This window comes from Curtobacterium sp. MCBA15_005 (genome assembly GCF_001864855.1).
Lineage (GTDB): Bacteria > Actinomycetota > Actinomycetes > Actinomycetales > Microbacteriaceae > Curtobacterium > Curtobacterium flaccumfaciens.
On sequence record NZ_MJGL01000056.1, the window covers coordinates 326,614 to 340,324 of the forward strand.

The 13,711-nt window shown below is 71.9% G+C and carries 10 protein-coding genes; 4 read left to right on the top strand and 6 right to left on the bottom strand.

Translation table 11 applies throughout. The features are described from left to right. Positions 1 to 170: 170 nt before the first annotated feature. The 6 genes from BIU89_RS15245 to BIU89_RS15270 all read right to left on the bottom strand — a co-directional run bounded on the left by BIU89_RS15245 (position 171) and on the right by BIU89_RS15270 (position 8,165). Entirely contained in the window at positions 171 to 1,067 is an 897-nt protein-coding gene (locus BIU89_RS15245; protein WP_071247841.1) for a hypothetical protein, read from the bottom strand. 94 nt (positions 1,068 to 1,161) lie between these two features. After that, on the bottom strand, positions 1,162 to 2,436 hold the full coding sequence (locus BIU89_RS15250) for a D-arabinono-1,4-lactone oxidase (protein WP_071247844.1): 1,275 nt from the start codon (positions 2,434 to 2,436) through the stop codon (positions 1,162 to 1,164). A 17-nt stretch (positions 2,437 to 2,453) separates the two neighbouring features. Beyond that, entirely contained in the window at positions 2,454 to 3,989 is a 1,536-nt protein-coding gene (gene araA, locus BIU89_RS15255) for an L-arabinose isomerase (RefSeq protein WP_071247847.1), read from the bottom strand. Further along, entirely contained in the window at positions 3,986 to 4,696 is a 711-nt protein-coding gene (locus tag BIU89_RS15260) for an L-ribulose-5-phosphate 4-epimerase (RefSeq protein WP_071247850.1), read from the bottom strand. The genes araA and BIU89_RS15260 overlap by 4 nt, the downstream gene beginning before the upstream one ends. Then, positions 4,693 to 6,396, bottom strand: a complete 1,704-nt coding sequence (locus BIU89_RS15265; RefSeq protein ID WP_071247853.1) for a xylulokinase — start codon at positions 6,394 to 6,396, stop codon at positions 4,693 to 4,695. Before BIU89_RS15265 ends, BIU89_RS15260 begins: the two co-directional genes overlap by 4 nt. 770 nt (positions 6,397 to 7,166) lie before the next feature. Beyond that, positions 7,167 to 8,165, bottom strand: coding sequence for a LacI family DNA-binding transcriptional regulator (locus BIU89_RS15270; protein ID WP_071247856.1), 999 nt, complete (start codon positions 8,163 to 8,165; stop codon positions 7,167 to 7,169). Between the two features lie 165 nt (positions 8,166 to 8,330). Here BIU89_RS15270 and BIU89_RS15275 point away from each other — a divergent pair, with 165 nt between their 5' ends. From BIU89_RS15275 to BIU89_RS15290, 4 genes are all read left to right on the top strand, one after another. Then, positions 8,331 to 10,340: a glycoside hydrolase family 127 protein gene (locus BIU89_RS15275; protein WP_071247858.1), complete on the top strand. Its 2,010-nt coding sequence runs from the start codon at positions 8,331 to 8,333 to the stop codon at positions 10,338 to 10,340. Positions 10,341 to 10,345: 5 nt separating this feature from the next. Then, positions 10,346 to 11,653, top strand: coding sequence for an ABC transporter substrate-binding protein (locus BIU89_RS15280; protein WP_254791660.1), 1,308 nt, complete (start codon positions 10,346 to 10,348; stop codon positions 11,651 to 11,653). A gap of 87 nt (positions 11,654 to 11,740) precedes the next feature. Beyond that, entirely contained in the window at positions 11,741 to 12,709 is a 969-nt protein-coding gene (locus BIU89_RS15285) for a carbohydrate ABC transporter permease (protein WP_071247863.1), read from the top strand. 4 nt (positions 12,710 to 12,713) lie between these two features. Beyond that, a complete protein-coding gene (locus BIU89_RS15290; RefSeq protein WP_083404407.1) occupies positions 12,714 to 13,667 on the top strand; it encodes a carbohydrate ABC transporter permease in 954 nt (317 codons plus the stop codon). Positions 13,668 to 13,711: the final 44 nt, after the last annotated feature.

Genomic DNA, 13,711 nt, shown 5'->3' on the forward strand with positions numbered 1-13,711 from the left:
TCGCGGTGGCGGTCGCTGCGCGGCGGAACGGTTCACCCGCCGGGCGGCGTCCATCCTGACACCGCGACGGTGGCCCGTCCGAATCTCGCGTGCGTCGGACGACGCACGACGAAACATTGCAAGCGCCGGAAGCCGTCCCGCTATTCCCGATGCGTTCACACAGCGGTGCGTCAGCGGTCGAAGAGCCCACCGAGGAAGTCGTTGCCGAGGTTGGACGCCTGCTCGCCGAGGCCCGATGCCTGCTCCCCGAGGCCCGCGGCCTGCTCGCCGAACCCGCCGAGGAGCTGCTCGCCCTGACCGAAGAGCCCCTCGACGCCACCGCCGAGGTCGCCGAGCCCGAGGTCGCCCATGCCCGAGGCGATGCCCTCGAAGTCCACGCCGAGGTCGGCGGCCCCTGCCAGGACCGGCCCTGCGGCGGCACTCAGCACCGCTCCCCCGGCCACCGCAGCGGCGAGGCCACCGAACGCCATCGCGCCGGCGCCGACCGCTGCACCACCGGCGAAGGCCCCGGCGCGGCCGCGGCCGTTGCCGTTGCCGTTGCCGTTACGGCCGGAACCACCGAGGACCCGTCGGACCAGACCCGGACGCGACATCTCGCCGCGGGTCATCGCACGGGCCATGCCACCCGCCGAGTCGTCGCGCAGGTGCTCGTGGGGCGGGAGCTCGGAGTTCAGGCGGTCGCGGACCTGCTGGCGCTGCGCGGGGGTGAGCCGCGCGAAGGCGTCGTGGTGGACCTGTTCGAGCTGCTCCGGCGACGAGGTGCGGAGCAGGTAGTCGTACTTCGCCAGGGCGACCTTGTCGGCGTCGGCCCCGTGCTGCGGCGTGCCGGCGTGCTGCTGCGGCTGACCGTACTGCGCCGGCTGCGGCTGGCCGTACTGCTGCGGCGGCTGCTGCTGGTTCCGGTCGTCGCCGGTCAGCTTGTCCGCGGCGCTGCGCACGATGCCGCGCCAGTCGGTCCCGCCCTGCTGCGATCCGGCGCCGGGCGCGGTTCCCCCCTGCCCACGCTTCTGGAGCTGCTTGTCGATGGCCTTGGAGGCCATGCCGAGGATGCGGTTGAGGTTCGCCATGCCCCGACCTTTGCGTCCTCACATGTGAAGGCCCGGCGCTGCTCCGGTGCGACACCCGCGCAACGCATCCCGATCCCCTGGGAACCGGCGCGGCTCAGGACAGGATGCGCGCGAGGAACGCGTTCCGGAACCGGCCCGTGGGGTCGAGGTCCCGGGCGAGTGCGGCGAAGTCCGACAGCCGCGGGTACGCCTCGTGCAGCCGCTCGGCACTCGCGGCGGAGACCTTGCCCCAGTGCGGCCGCGGGTCGAACGGTGCCAGGACGTCCTCGATCCGGGCCACCGCCGCGGCCACGGCGGCGGCGTCACGACGGAACGTGAAGTGCAGGCCCACCGACTGCCGACCGGACGACGGCGCGAGCCAGGCCGTGTCGGCCGCGATGGTGCGGACCTCGGCGGCGATGAGGATCGGGGCGAACAGCGACGCCAGCGGCCGGAGCGCCTCGAGCGCCTCCACCGCCGAGGCCGCGGGGATCAGGTACTCCGCCTGGATCTCGGCCCCGGTCGACGGGGTGAACGAGGACCGGAAGTGCGGCAGTCGCTCCGACCAGGGCCCCGGCACGCCGCCCTGCTCGGTGACCCCGGCAGGGTCGTTCTCGCCCGGGTGCACCGGACCCGAGGCCGCTCGGGCTCCCAGGGCGACGAGGTCGACGGTCGGTGCGGCCTCGTCGACGCGGTGCTTGACCCAGACCTGCCGGGCACCGCGGTCGTCGAACGACGTGAACATCGACACCGAGTACGCGTCGGACATCACCTGGTCGAACTGCGCGGCGACGGCGTCCCACGGCAGGTCGAGGTGCACCGTCGTGGCGACCTGGAACGTCGGCTCGATCGCGAGCTCCACCGCGGTGACGACGCCGAGCGCGCCGATCCCCACCCGGTGGGCGTCGAGCAGCCCGTCGGGCGACGAGGCGTCGACGTGCGCGAGCGCACCGGAGGCGCGGACGACGTCGAGGCCGACCACCGCCTGCGCGAGCGACGGGTTCCGCACACCGGAGCCGTGCGTGCCCGTGGCGACGGCCCCGGCCGTGGAGATGTGCGGCAGGGACGCGAGGTTCCCGAGTGCCCAGCCACGGGCCTCCAGACCGGCCGCGACCTGGCTGTGCGTCATGCCGGCCGCGACCCGCACGACGCGACGCGACGTGTCGATGTCGAGCACGGGCGGCAGGTCCGACAACGCGACCTGGACGGCATCGGTGTCGGCGATGGTGTTGAACGAGTGTCGCGAGCCGAGCGCCGTCAGGCGCGGCGTCGAGGCGACGAGCTGCTGGAGCTCGGCCACCGACGTCGGCCGGGCCAGCGCCGAGGCGCGGTAGGTGACGTTGCCCGCCCAGTTGGTGCGGGTGCGCTCGGCCGCGATCACGTCGTCCATCGTGGGTCCTGACTCCTCTAGAAGCCGCGGTCCAGACGGTGCCACGTCTGCTGGAGACGCAGCTCGTCGCGGAACCCGCGTGCGGTGGTGTGCTCGTCGATGACCAGGAACTCGGTGCCGACCATGGTTGCGAAGTCCTCGACGACCTGCAGGCCGACCGCCGTCGTCATCACGGTGTGGTGGGCGGCGCCGGCGGTGAGCCAGGCCTCGGCGGCGACGGGGAACGACGGCCGGGGCTCCCAGACCGCGCGGCCCACGGGCAGCTTCGGCAGGGCCTCGGTCGGGGGCACGACGTCGACGACGTTGGCGGTGAGGCGGAAGCCGTCGCGGGTGTCGGACAGCGCGACGACGACGGCCTCGCCGGAGTCGGCGGTGAAGACCAGGCGGACCGGGTCGTCCTTGCCGCCGATGCCGAGGGGGTGGATCTCGAGCGTCGGCTTCGTGGTGGTGAGCGTCGGCGAGACCTCGAGCATGTGCGCCCCGAGGATCTTCTCGGCGCCCGGGGTGAGGTCGTAGGTGTAGTCCTCCATCAGGGAGGCACCACCGGGCAGGCCGGCACCGGCGACGTTCATCGCACGGACCAGGACCGCTGTCTTCCAGTCGCCCTCGGCACCGAAGCCGTAGCCGTCGGCCATCAGGCGCTGCACGGCCAGGCCCGGCAGCTGCTTGAGCGAGCCGAGGTCCTCGAAGTTCGTGGTGAACGCGGCGCTGCCGTTCTGCGCGAGCAGGGTGCGGAGGCCGATCTCGATGGCGGCGCCGTCGCGGAGCGCGGCGTGCCGTTCACCGCCGGCGCTGCGGAGTGACGGGTCCACGTCGTAGTCGCGCTCGTACGTCGCCACGAGTGCGTCGACCGCTGCCGTGTCCGCTGCTGCGGCGTCCACCGCTGCCGCGAGCTCGTTGACGGCCCACGTGTTGACCTGCACGCCGAGCTCGATCTCGGCCTCGGTCTTGTCGCCCTCGGTCACGGCGACGTAGCGCATGTTGTCGCCGAAGCGGGTCAGCTTCAGCTCGCGGACGGCCGCGGCGCCGGCGGCGGCACGGGTCCAGTTCGCGACGCGCTGCTGGACGCGGGGGTCCGAGACGTGGCCGACGGCCGTGGCGTGCCGGACGCCGAGGCGGGCCAGGGCGTAGCCGAACTCACGGTCGCCGTGCGCGGCCTGGTTGAGGTTCATGAAGTCGAAGTCGATGTCCGCCCAGGGCAGCGTGACGTTCGCCTGCGTGTGCAGGTGCAGCAGCGGCTTGGTCAGCGCCTGCAGGCCGCCGATCCACATCTTGGCCGGGCTGAACGTGTGCATCCACGTGGTGATGCCGATGACCTTGTCGTCGGCGCTCGCCTCGATGAGCGCCCGGCGAATGCCGTCGGCGTCCTTGAGCACGGGCTTCCAGACCAGCTTCACCGGCAGGTGCCCGGCGAGTTCCGCGTGGACGGCCTTGCTCTGCTCCTCGACCTGGCGCAGGGTCTCCTCGCCGTAGAGCCCCTGGGAGCCGGTGAGGAACCAGACCTCGTAGCTGTCGAGCGTGGCCTGGGGGTCGACGGTGGTGTCCTGCGTCATCGCATGGCTCCTTCGGGGTTCTGTCCGTAGACGTTCTGGTAGCGATCGAAGAGTCGATCGATGTCTGCTTCGGGGATCGGGACGACCTCGCCGCCCTGCTTCGCGATGTGGACGGTCCGTGCCACGTCCTCGCACATCACGGCCGCCTTGACGGCGTCCTTCGCGTCCTTGCCGATCGTGAAGACGCCGTGGTTCTGCATCAGGACCGCACGGCTGCGGTGGCCACTCAGGGTGTCGACGATGCCGTGGCCGATCGAGTCGTCGCCGATGATCGCGAACGGGCCGACCGGGATGGGGCCGCCGAACTCGTCCGCCATCGCCGTGATCACGCACGGGATCGCCTCGGCGCGGGCGGCCCAGGCGGTCGCGTACGTCGAGTGGGTGTGCACGACACCGCCGACCTCGGGCATGTTCCGGTACACGTAGGCGTGCGCGGCGGTGTCGCTGGACGGGCCGTGCTCGTTGCCCCAGCCCTCGGCCGGCACGCCATCGAGGGTGCAGACGACCTGGTTCTCGGGGGTCAGGTCGTCGCTCGACACCCCGCTCGGCTTGATGACGAACAGGTCCGTGCCGGGCACGCGCTCGGAGACGTTGCCGCCGGTCCAGATCACGAGGCCGTAGCGGACGAGTTCGCCGTGCAGGCGCGCGACGCGCTCCCGCGTCGTCGCCACCGCCTGGCGTGTGGTCTCGTCGATCGCGTCCGTCATCGGGTCACTTCCTCTGTCTGGAGGCGCGGGTCGGCGCCGTCGGTCTGCTCGGTCGGTCCCGTGGTCGCGCTGGGGCGGGTCGCCGCCGCGGCGACGTCCTGCACGGGCAGTGCGGCCCGGTAGTGCTCCAGGTACGTCTGGAACCCGGCGACGTCCGCCGGCTCGGGTTCGGCCACGTGCACGGCGTCCCCGCCGAACACGGTGTCGGACAGGTAGTCGGCGAGCTGCTGGTCGGTGTGCTCGAGGTAGGCGGCCAGCACCGCGATCCCCCACGCGCCGCCTTCGCCCGCGGTCTCCTCGAGCGCGATCGGCACCCGCAACGCCGCCGCGAGGAGCCGCTGCGGACTGCCGGGCGTGCGGAACAGCCCGCCGTGCGCGGTCATCCGGTCGACCTGCACCTGTTCGCCGTGCAGGACGTCCATGCCGATGGCCAGGGTCGCGAACGCGCCGTGCACCTCGGAGCGCACCAGGTTGCCGAGCGTGAAGCGTGCGCCGGGGGTGCGGAGCAGCAGGGGCCGGCCGTCCTCGACGTGGGTGACGGGTTCGCCGGCCAGGTAATTGAAGGAGAGCAGGCCGCCGGCGTCGGGGTCGGTGTCGTCGGCGACGGCCTCGGCGAGCAGGGTGGCGTAGACGTCGTCGATGCCGATCGGCGTCGCGCCGGTCCGCTCGCTCGAGGCCTCGGCGAAGCGTCCGAACACCCGGGCCCAGCTCGCGATCTCGCTCGCGCCGTTGTTGCAGTGCACCATCGCCACGGCGTCGCCGGCCGGGGTGGTGACGACGTCGAGTTCCTCGTGCGCGGTGGTCAGCGGCTGCTCGAGCACGACCATCGCGAAGATGCTCGTGCCGACGCTGACGTTGCCGGTGCGCGGGGCGACGGCGTTCGTCGCGACCATGCCGGTTCCGGCGTCGCCCTCGGGCGGGCAGAGCGGTGCGCCGGCTTCGAGTGTGCCGGTCGGGTCGAGCCAGGTCGCGCCCTCGGGGGTCAGCTCACCGGCTTCCGCGCCGGCGACGAGGACCTCGGGCAGCAGGGACCGCAGGTCCGGCACGTCGATCAGGTCCTGCGCGGTGGCGAGCATGGCGTGGTCGAAGTCCTTCGCGCCCGGGTCGCCGGGGCCGCTGTCGACGGGGCCTCCCTCGATCGGGAACATGCCGCTCGCGTCACCGACGCCCAGGACGTTCCGCCCGGTCAGGCGTCGGTGCACGTAGCCCGCCAGGGTCGTGACACCGGCGATCTCGGCCACGTGCGGCTCGTCGTCGAGGACCGCCTGGTACAGGTGGGCGATCGACCACCGCAGCGGGATGTTGAACCCGAGGGCCTCGCTGAGCCGTTCGGCCGCGGGCCCGGTCGAGGTGTTGCGCCAGGTACGGAACGGCACGAGCAGCTCGCCCGCGGCGTCGAACGCCAGGTAGCCGTGCATCATCGCGCTCACGCCCACGGCGCGGTACGTGGTGGGGGTGACGCCGTACTGCGCGTCGACGTCGGCCACCAGGGCGGCGTACGCGGCCTGGAGTCCGGTCTCGACGGCCTCGAGCGAGTAGGTCCAGCGGCCGTCGTCGTACTCGTTCTCCCACTCGTGGGAACCGGCGGCGATGGGCACGAGGTCCTCGTCCACCAGGCAGGCCTTGATGCGGGTGGAGCCGAGCTCGATCCCCAGTGTGGTGCGGCCGTCCACGATCCGCTGTCGGCGGTCGTCACCCATGCGTTCCTCCAGAACCTCGTCGTCCCCAGTGAGCGCTCACATCCTGGCACGTGAGCGCTCACTCACGCAACGCCGCGGCGCGCCGCCTGCCAGCCCCTCCCGTCCCGTCCCGCTCGTCCCGCCCGTCCCGCTCGTCCCGCTCGTCCCGCTCGTCCCGCTCGTCCCGCCCTCCCGCCCGCCCGCCTGCCCCATCGGTCGAAACACCCCGCTCAGTTCCCCCGACCGGTCACGAACCGTCGTCCTGCGCATCGGCAACCGACCGTTCCTGACCACTCGACGTCACACGCAAGACGGGTCGTGACCGTGCGACGAACGAGGGGCGACGACGACGTGCGACCACGGCAGCCCCACACCCGCGCAAGTCCCGACCACCGGCCACCCCGCACCCGCGCGAGTCCCCGACCACCGGCCACCCTCCACCCGCGCGAGTCCCCGACCACCGGCCCGCCGACCCCACGACACCCCGAACGGCGGCGCCGGGGACGGTCACGACACCCCGCTGCCTCCCCACCGCGCGGTCACAAACTGTCGGCTGGAGGTGCGCCGAGCAACGAGTCGTGACCGTTCGGCCACGGCGGACGGGGTGTCGTGACCGCCCGACCACGGCGGACGAGGTCTCCCCACTGCGCGGTCACGAACTGTCGGCTGGAGGTGCTCCGAGCGACGAGTCGTGACCGCCCGACCACGGCAGACGGGGTGCCGTGACCGCCCGACCGCGGCGGACGGGGTGCCGTCACCGCTCGACCACGGCGGACGGTGCCGTGACCGCCCTAGGCGCCGACGGTGCTCTCGCGGATGACGAGCGACGGGGTCACGGCCGCGGACGACGCCGTCCCGCCGTCGATCAGGGCGAGGAGCGCCTGCCCCGCGACGCGTCCGAGCTCCTCCAGCCGCAGGTCCACCGTGGTCAGCGGCGGCCTCGAGGCGAGCGCCATCACGTCCCAGTCGTCGAACCCGGTGACCGCGACGTCTCCGGGCACCGAACGCCCGAGCTCCCGCAGCCGGTCGCACACGCCCCGGGCGATCTGGTCGCTGCCACAGACGATCGCGTCGACGTCGGACGACTCCCGCGCGAGCACGTCCACCGCCTGCCGCCCCCAGCGCTCCGACCACTCGCCGTACAACGGGTCGGTGACCAGGTGCGACCCGAGGACCGACGAGGCACCGGCAACCCGTCGTGCCGCGGACCGGTGTCGTGCCGGCCCCGTCACGATCGCGACCCGCTGCCGCCCGAGCGAGCGCACGTGCGAGGCGACGAGCGCCGACCCGGCGGCGTCGTCGAGGGTGATCGACACGTCGGAGTCATCGGTCGAGGGTGTGAAGGCGTAGACGACGGGGATGGACACGTCGATCGGGGGACGGGCGTCGGCGGAACGGCCGGTCACGATGATGCCGTCGACGCCGCGGGCCGCCAGGGAGCGCAGGTAATGGGCCTCGCGCACGTGGTCGTCGCGGGTGTCGCACAGCAGGACGGCCATCCGCCCGGCGGACAGGGCGTCCTCGGCGCCGAGCAGCACCGGGATGGAGAACCGGCCGAACGAGTCGGTGGTGATCATGCCGACGGTGTAGGTCCGCCCCGACGACAGCGCACGGGCCCGGGCATCGCCGACGAACCCGAGCTTCTCGGCGGCTTCCTTCACCCGCAGCCGGGTGGCGTCCCGCAGCTGCCCGGTGCCGTTCAGCGCCTTCGACGCGGTGCCGATCGACACCCCGGCGAGCGCCGCCACGTCGGTGATCCGGATCGGTTGACCGGTGCGTTCGAGCGTCACGGCAACCACCTTTCCGACGTTCAGGACGTGCCGATGACCTTACACAAAACCGCCGGGACGCCCTTGCGCGGCGTGCACCCCGTGTCGTAACGTCCACCGCAGAAACCGTTTTCCGGATGGCCAGCCTCATCCGAACGGCACCGAGTCACATCGCAAGGAGGCGACATGACCACCACGCTCGCGACCGATCGCGGCGCGCACACCGCGACCCCGGTCCTCCCGACCGCCGACGCGCACCTCACGCTCCGGCCGCTGCCGACCGGCGACGCCCGGATCACCGGCGGCTTCTGGGCGCTCCGCCAGGAGCGCAACGGCCGCGACGCCGTCCGCAGCGGCTACCAGCAGCTGGAGACGGCCGGCAACTTCCGCAACCTCCGCATCGCCGCCGGGCTCGAGGAGGGCGAGGCCGTCGGCCCGATCTTCATGGACTCCGACGTGACGAAGTGGCTCGAGGCCGTGGCGTGGGAGTACGGGCGCGCCCCCGCCGAGGACCTGCTCGACCTGCAGCGCGAGGTCACCGCCCTGTACGCCCGGGCACAGGCCGACGACGGGTACCTGGACTCCGTGCAGCAGGTGCGCGGGAAGGGTGAGCGGTACACGGACCTCAAGTGGAGCCACGAGATGTACTGCGCCGGGCACCTGTACCAGGCGGCCGTGGCGCAGCACCGTGCGACGGGCGACACCGGTCTGCTCGACGTCGCGATCAAGAACGCCGACCACCTGGTCCGCACGTTCGGCGACGGCACCGCACCCGACGGCACACCGAAGACCCGCGACGTCGACGGCCACCCCGTCGTCGAGATGGGCCTGGTCGAGCTGTACCGCGAGACCGGCAACCGTGACTACCTCGACCTGGCGCACTGGTTCGTCGACGCCCGCGGGCACGGCATCATCGAGCGCGCCGGCGGCGAGCCGACGTACTTCTCCGACCGGGTGCCGAGCCGGCAGGCCACGACCGTCGAGGGGCACGCCGTCCGCGCCGTGTACCTGGCTGCGGGTGCCGTGGACGTCGCGATCGAGACCGGGGACACCGAGCTCCTCGCCGCGAGCGAGCGCCAGTTCGCGGACATGATGGCGACGAAGGCCTTCATCACCGGCGGCCTCGGGGCACGCTGGGACTGGGAGGCGTTCGGCGACCCGTACGAGCTGCCGACCGACCGCGGCTACGCCGAGACCTGCGCGGCGATCGGCGGGGTGCAGTGGGCCTGGCGGCTGCTGCTCGCCACCGGCAAGCCGGTCTACGCCGACGCGATCGAGCGCCTGCTCTACAACGCGTTCCTCGCCGGGGTGAGCCTGGCCGGCACCGAGTACTTCTACGTGAACCCGCTGCAGCAGCGCGACCACGCCCACCAGGACGAGAACCGCTCCCCCGCCCACGGGCGACGCGGATGGTTCGACTGCGCCTGCTGCCCGCCGAACATCATGCGCACCTTCGCGAGCCTCGACGGCTACCTGGCCACGGCGACCGACGGTGGGCTGCAGATCCACCAGTACGCCACCGCCGACCTCGGTCCGGTGCGGGTCGAGACCGACTACCCGCACGACGGCCGCGTCCGTGTCACGGTCACCGAGGACGGCCCGCTCGCCCTGGGCCTGCGGATCCCGGCCTGGTCCGACACCACGACCGTCACGGGTCCGGACGGATCCGCGAGTCCGACAGCGGGCACGCTGCACGTCGTCGACCGCGAGTGGTCGGCGGGCGACACGGTCGAGCTCGTCTTCGACACGACGCCGCACCGCTACGTCGCCGACGCCCGCATCGACGCCGCCCGCGGGCAGGTCGCGATCGAGCGCGGCCCGCTCGTGTACGCGGTCGAGCAGGCGGACCAGCAGGGCTTCACGGTCGACGACCTGACGGTCGACGCGGACGCGCCGATCACCGAGGAGCGCCGCGACGACCTGCTCGACGGCGTCGTCACGCTGCGGATCCCGGGGCACGCCCCCGCCGAGCACGTGCAGACGGCCTGGCCGTACCAGCGTCTGGGCGGGCCGGGAGGCGCGACCACGGCCCGCGACGCGACCAACGTCGACGACGTGGCCGGTCCGCAGGGCGCCACCACGGGCCTCCAGGCTGGTCACGACGGCCGCGACGTCACCGCGACCGCCGTCCCGTACTACGCGTGGGCCAACCGGGGAGCCGCGCCGATGCGCGTCTGGCTCCCGCTGGCACGGTGACCGGCGTGGACCGCCGAGCGTTCCTCGTCGGCGGCGTCGCCGGCGGGGCCGCCCTCGCCCTGGCCGGGTGCTCCGGCACCCTGCCGAAGGTCGTCGCGAAGCCCGCGAGCTTCGGGAAGAACGCGACCGGCACCGTGCAGGTGTGGTGCCGGTCGGCGACCCAGGCCGGCCTGACGTCGGCCGTCGCCGGGTTCAACAAGGCGAACCCGGCGCTGCAGGTCCAGCTGACGCCCGTGCCGGACGCACAGTACGTGACCAAGCTCGCGACCGCGATCCGCGGGGGTGAGCCGCCGGACGTCGTGGACATCGACGACATCAACTCGCAGCTGTTCATCTTCCGCGAGGCGTTCGCCGACCTGACCGACGTGGTCAAGAGCCTGGACTACTTCGACGCGATCTCACCGGGGCACCTGCGCCTGCTCGAGTACCGCGACCGGTACTACGGACTGCCCTACCTGGCCGACAACTCGCAGCTGTTCGTGAACACCGAGCTGTTCGAGCGTGCGGGCCTCGACGTCGAGGAGTCGACGAAGGACCTGTCCAGGCTGCTCGACGCGGCGAAGGCCATCCGGAAGCTCGACGACGACGTGTACGGCTGGTCGATCTCCGGCAACGCCGCGGGCATCATCGGCTTCGTCACGCAGCCGCACGTCTGGGCGACCGGGGTCGACATGATGACCGGCGAGGTGGGATCCCAGCGGGCGAACATCACCGGCAACGAGGCCCTCGAACGCATGCTCGAGTTCTACCGGCAGCTGTGGAAGGACGGCGTGCTGTCGAAGGCGACGTACTCCGACGCCGGCACCACGTGGGGTGCCGACTTCCGGGCCGGCAAGGTGGGGATCTTCCCGACCTCGTACGGGGCGACCGTGCCCGCGGCCACCAAGGCGATGCGGGCGAAGATGCAGACGGTGCTCATCCCGTCGTGGGACGGCCAGCGGTCGTTCTTCGACGGCGGCGACAACATGTGCATCCCGAACGGGGCGGCGAACCCGTCCGGTGGGTGGGCGTTCATGCAGTACGCGAACGGCCTCCAGCAGCAGCAGGCACTGCCGGACGGCGGGTACTTCCCGACGCGGTCCGACGCCGCCACCCCGGAGTACCGCAAGCGGTTCCCGCTGGCGTACGGACCGCTCGACGCCATCGACAAGGGCTACGCGCCGCAGACGCTGGCGTACAACCTGCTCAACAACCAGCCGTCGTCGCCGTACTTCGCGATGTTCCGCGAGGCCGTGTTCGGGTCGGGGAGCGCTGCCGCCATGCGGACGGCGCAGTCCGACTACCAGCGGATCCTCGACCAGGTGCAGGCCTGAGCCTGCCTGCCTGTCTTCTCCGCTCGTCCCGCTCGTCCCGCTCGTCTCGCTCGTCTCGCTCTTGTTGATGCACAGAGAGGTGCACGCATGTCGACCATCTCCACCCGGCGCCCCGCCGGCCGGACCGGCCCGGGCCGTCCCACCGTGGGCCGCGGCCCGGGGCGTGGCGGCTCCGTCCGGACCCGCAACTCGCTCACCCACCCGCCGCGCACCGGTGCCGTCCTCGTCGCCCCGGCGATCCTGTTCGTCGCCGTCTTCGTGCTCGTCCCGCTCGTGTTCGCGCTCTACATCTCGTTCACGAACTGGCCCCTGATCGGCCCGTACCGGTTCATCGGGCTGCAGAACTACCTGACGCTGTTCCAGGACCCGACGTTCGTGCACGCGATCGGCTACACGCTGCTGTACACGGCGATCGTGACCCTGCCGATCCTGGCGCTCGGGTACTTCCTCGCCGTGCTCGTCCGCGCACGCCGCCGTGGCAGCACGATCCTGCGGACGGTGTTCTTCCTGCCGTACGTGGTCGGGCTGACGACGCTCTCGTTCATGCTCGTGCTCGAGGCGCAGCCGAACTCCGGGGCCGTCAACATGGTGCTCCGCTGGCTCGGGATCACCGACGGCAGCACCGCGTGGCTCGTGAACGGTCCGCTGGCGACGCTGCTCATCTGCGTGCTCGTGGTGTGGGCGGTGTCCGGGCTGACCATGGTGCTGCTCATGTCGGCGATGCAGGGCGTCCCCGACGAGGTCTACGAGTCGGCGCAGCTCGAGGGGGCCTCCTGGTGGCAGACCGAACGCCTCATCACGTTCCCGATGATCCGCTCGACCGTTGCGCTGAGCGTCATCATCTCGGTGATCGGGTCGCTGCTCGCCTTCAACCAGTTCTACATCCTGACCCAGGGCGGGCCGGGCACCGAGACCACCACGATCGTGAACGCGATCTACAACCGCGGGTTCGTGAACCTGCAGCTCGGGGCCGCGACCGCCCAGTCGATCGCCCTCGTCGTGGTGATCGCCGCCGTGACGGTGTTCCAGTTCTGGGCACTGCGAGAGAAGGACTGACGCCATGAGCACCACGACCTCCCGTGCGGCCCTCGCGGCGCCGGATGTGTCCACCAGGACCCTGACCACCACGGGTGACGGCCGACGTCGGCGCCACCAGCAGGGCAGCGTCCAGCACCCCCGCGACACCACCGTGAAGCGCACCCTGTACGCGATCGCCGGCATCGGTTCCGCCCTCGTGTTCGGCGTCCCGCTCATCTGGTCGATCCTGCGGGCGTTCCAGTCCGAGGCCGTCATCACGCAGGCCCCTGACCCGGCGACGTTCTTCCAACTCGGGGGGCAGAACTTCGCCGCCGTCTTCGCCTCGTCCTCGCACCTGCTCACCGGCGTCGTGAACTCGCTCATCGTGTCGATCGCCACGGCGGTGCTGACCGCGGTGATCGCGACGATGGCCGGCTACGGGTTCGCCCGCTTCCGGTTCCGGGGCGCCGGGCTCGTGTTCGGCCTGGTGCTGCTGACGATGATGGTGCCGTTCCAGGCCATCCTCACGCCGCTGTACCTCGAGATGAACGCCATGGGGCTGACGAACTCGCTGCTCGGGCTCGTGCTGTTCTACACGACCGTGAACCTGCCGTTCGGGGTGTTCGTGATGCGGAACGCGTTCGAGTCGATCCCCACCGAGCTCGAGGACTCGGCCTTCGTCGACGGGGCCTCGCGCTTCCGGGTCGTCGTGTCGGTGCTCCGCCCGCTGCTCCTGCCGGGGGCGGCGACCGCGGCGCTCTACGCGTTCCTGGCGTCGTGGACGGAGTTCCTCGGAGCCCTGACGTTCCTGACGAAGGACTCGCTGTACACGCTGCCGGTCGCGCTGCTCAACCTGCAGACCGGGGCGTACGGGCAGGTGTCGTACGGCAACCTCGTCGCCGGGTCGGTGGTGGCGATGATCCCGTGCATCGCGCTGTACGTCGGGTTGCAACGGTTCTACGTCGCCGGGCTGTCGTCCGGGGCGTTGAAGGGCTGACGGTCGGGTCAGCTCGCCGGCGGCGCCCCTCGCACCGTGCGAGG

Coding starts and splice junctions, on each gene's coding strand:
- BIU89_RS15285 (WP_071247863.1), top strand. CDS start 11,741: ATGTCGACCATCTCCACCCGGCGCCCCGCCGGCCGGACCGGCCCGGGC.
- BIU89_RS15275 (WP_071247858.1), top strand. CDS start 8,331: ATGACCACCACGCTCGCGACCGATCGCGGCGCGCACACCGCGACCCCG.
- BIU89_RS15290 (WP_083404407.1), top strand. CDS start 12,714: ATGAGCACCACGACCTCCCGTGCGGCCCTCGCGGCGCCGGATGTGTCC.
- BIU89_RS15260 (WP_071247850.1), bottom strand. CDS start 4,696: ATGACGGACGCGATCGACGAGACCACACGCCAGGCGGTGGCGACGACG.
- araA (WP_071247847.1), bottom strand. CDS start 3,989: ATGACGCAGGACACCACCGTCGACCCCCAGGCCACGCTCGACAGCTAC.
- BIU89_RS15250 (WP_071247844.1), bottom strand. CDS start 2,436: ATGGACGACGTGATCGCGGCCGAGCGCACCCGCACCAACTGGGCGGGC.
- BIU89_RS15265 (WP_071247853.1), bottom strand. CDS start 6,396: ATGGGTGACGACCGCCGACAGCGGATCGTGGACGGCCGCACCACACTG.
- BIU89_RS15245 (WP_071247841.1), bottom strand. CDS start 1,067: ATGGCGAACCTCAACCGCATCCTCGGCATGGCCTCCAAGGCCATCGAC.